The sequence below is a fragment of the Oleiphilus sp. HI0132 genome, assembly GCF_001635845.1.
In genome coordinates this window covers 1-3,029 of sequence record NZ_LWGJ01001303.1, presented here as the reverse complement: position 1 = coordinate 3,029, position 3,029 = coordinate 1, and the positions used below count along the sequence as shown (strand labels likewise).

Here is a 3,029-nt window from a genome sequence, read left to right as displayed (position 1 = left end):
CTGGCGGTGATTGGAAGTCATTTACACTAACTATAAATGAAACTGGTGAGGCTAAAACCAAATTTGAATACCAATAAAAGCTATAACAAGCAGCTCCACCGGACTCCGCAAAATGTGTCGCGCTTTTTGCTGGAGCAAAAAGTCACGCCAATTTTGCTCCTCCGGTGAGCTGGGCGTTATATGTTTCAGCCATTTTAGTTAATGGCTCAATATTTGGCTGGGATGCCTCCTTTCTTTTTGAGCATCCCTCCGTTTAAGTTTTCGTGGTTAGTGGCACGCCACAGTTGTAATCCGGTGCCAATAGTAAGTTAAATGCATCATCACAGTTTTGTGTTTTTATCGTGGTGTGCTGTTAGTTGGCTCGGTAAAATCGGGTCGTTATTAATTTTAGCGCGCAGCTTGGCTGGCTTAGGTTCCGCTACCGCTCCACTCAGGGGCTTTGGTGGTTTGCAAGGGTTCACCACATAACCAAGTGCTCTTGCATCGCCCACGGAAAAACACCCGTGGGCTGGACTCGCTCTGCTACGCGTCGCTCGCCGCAAAGCACGGCGTTATAGGCTCAAAGTATGAAAGTCGTGGCTACAATATTTCTTAGCTTTGTATTAGCAATTAGTATCTATGCTATTGGTAATGGGCTTAACGATAAAATTAGAGGGTATTTTTCTCAGGCTACATTTGAGCAAGTCTTTACGAAAGAGCAGATTTACAATAAAACGCGAGAGCAGCTAAATAAGTTAGCATTAAACCCTGAATATCTGCCAAAGCTTAAAGAGGCATCTAAAAAAAATACCAAGCAAGCAAATAGATATATTTATAGTATTTGGGCGTTGCAATTAGTGTTGCTCGCATTGCTTTCGCTTGGTTGTGGAACGGTTGTAAAGAAAGTGCTACAAACAAATGAAAAGCTATAACAAGTTGCTCAAACGGACTCCGCAAAATGTGTCGCGCTTTTTGTTCCAAAAAGGCGCGCCAATTTCGCTCCTCCGTTTAGCAAAGCGTTAGGTACCCAAATGAATGCCAATAATCAATGGGCACAACTAGCCTTAACTCTTGGAGTATATTTCTCGATTTTTGTAGTTGCGTTGTCTGTGTTTCAAATACCTATTGAGGCTACATCAAACGGTGAAATGCCTCTTAGAATAGTAATTATGCTCTCAGTATCGGTTTCCGTTTTATCGTATGCCACATACCTTTCCGAGACTCCAAAATGGAAAACAGCTATAAATTATTTCCTTTCTGTAGTCTGTTTTTGTCTATTAGGTGTCGTTGGGATTGGTATCTCAGCCATAATAAACAGCTTCTTTGAAAGGGAGCCTCAAATCAGTATCCTGTGGGGTATTATCATCACCTTGGTTGGTTTGGTTTCCTTTTTTGGTGTTATTAAATTAATGAAGTCAAGGTGGTTAAAATGTACCTAACGAGCAGCACCATAGGACTCCGTACTGTGTCGCGTTTTTTGCAAAGACACGCAAAAAGCCCCGCCAAAGTACTCCGCCCATGTGCTAGGCGTTATATGCCAAAAAAGCAAAAAATAGACTCCGTGGCACAAGAATTTCGGTGGTCGCAAGGCAGGGTGCAATGATGGTGGTTTCGTTAAAAGTTGGCGGTAATTGAAAGAATCAAAAATTCAGTGGCGCAAGAAAATCGGTGGTTGCAAGGCATAGTGCACGGATGGTGGTTTCGTCAAAGGTTGGCGGTAAAGCAACACAGTGCCATTCGCCAGCCTTTTTCACTGCAAAGAAAAATGGTCGTGCGGTTTGCTTACATCGGGGTTGTTTGATGGTGGCGTCACCGAAAACGTAATAAGGCGGCATCTTCGGTGGTTTCAAGAGGCATTTTATATCGGTGTAAATTGTCAGTGGCTTCGGTGAGTTTTTGGTGGTAATTTAAGCACCAGTTTTTTGTCGGTTAAAACAGTGGCCGGTTTTTTGGAAACATTAACCATGGTTGAATTTTCATATAACAATCGCCTGCATCGGACAAAGTTTCATTGTCACCTTTTGTGCAAAAACACGCACAAAAGCCGCCAATAAAACTTTGCGCGCTGAGGCGGGCGTTATGTGTATTAAGGGTAAATATGCAATTTAAAGAATTGGGTATTTCGAACAGTTTACTATGGTTCTTAATATCAATATTTTTGTTCTTTTGGCTTGGCCATCAATTCGTTGGCGTGGCAACAGATTTAGAAATACTCAATTTGAGAACAACTGATTTAATTTCATTTCATAGCAGACCTATATGGTTTTCAATGATTGTTTTAATCAAAGCGTTAGTATGGCTTCTATCAATTACGGTAATTTATAAGTATGTTCTTACGAAGCTTAAAACTAAAAACACATAACCAAGCGCTCAAACGGACTCGGCAAACTGTCACGCTTTTTGTACCAAAAAGCCCGCCAGTTCACCTCTCCGTTTAGCTTGGCGTTATGTGTCATAGAGAGAATATGGAATTCCAATCAAACACAGATTTATTCGATGCAATTGAAGGGTTGCAAGCTAGTTTAGTTTCGACTGGTAACGAACATGCAAGTAATCAAATAGCTGACGGTTTGTCTTCATTGAATGGTCTTACCGATGGTTGGGCTCAATTATTAGAATCTATAAACAATGCAAGGTGTGAATTTGGTTCTGCTTTAACTGAAGAGCAAACTAACCAAATCAACAAAATTCAGAGCGCAGTGCATAAGATTGTGTACCGTGCTTAAACACATAACCAAAAGCACCAACGGATTCCATAATATGTCGCGGTTTTTGCAAAGAAACGCAAAAAGCCCCGCCAAATTATTCCACCGTTGTGCTAGGCGTTGGTATGACTCCCCACGTCAAGAGGCCCGCACAAAATCCTGCCGGAACCTCGGCCAGAGCCTTTCTTTTTAATTAACATTCTTCCCGTTAGGGAAGCGTCAACGCATCAGATGAAGCAAGTAATTTCGACGGTGATCATGCTGGTATTCGTGGGTTGCTAACGCGACGCGTTAACCTATCCAACCTTACTTATTACGTCGTGGTGCCTGTCTTCAGTCTATGCT

General features: G+C 42.0%; 3 protein-coding genes. All 3 read left to right on the top strand.

What is annotated here, in order from left to right:
- Nucleotides 1-566: 566 nt before the first annotated feature.
- The 3 genes from A3766_RS19900 to A3766_RS19885 all read left to right on the top strand — a co-directional run bounded on the left by A3766_RS19900 (nucleotide 567) and on the right by A3766_RS19885 (nucleotide 2,705).
- Entirely contained in the window at nucleotides 567-911 is a 345-nt protein-coding gene (locus A3766_RS19900) for a hypothetical protein (RefSeq protein WP_068510934.1), read from the top strand.
- A 99-nt stretch (nucleotides 912-1,010) separates the two neighbouring features.
- A complete protein-coding gene (locus A3766_RS19895) occupies nucleotides 1,011-1,418 on the top strand; it encodes a hypothetical protein (RefSeq protein ID WP_068510936.1) in 408 nt (135 codons plus the stop codon).
- Between the two features lie 1,026 nt (nucleotides 1,419-2,444).
- The gene (locus tag A3766_RS19885; RefSeq protein WP_068510940.1) at nucleotides 2,445-2,705 is read left to right on the top strand and encodes a hypothetical protein; all 261 of its coding nucleotides are present in this window, start codon (nucleotides 2,445-2,447) and stop codon (nucleotides 2,703-2,705) included.
- Nucleotides 2,706-3,029 lie beyond the last annotated feature (324 nt).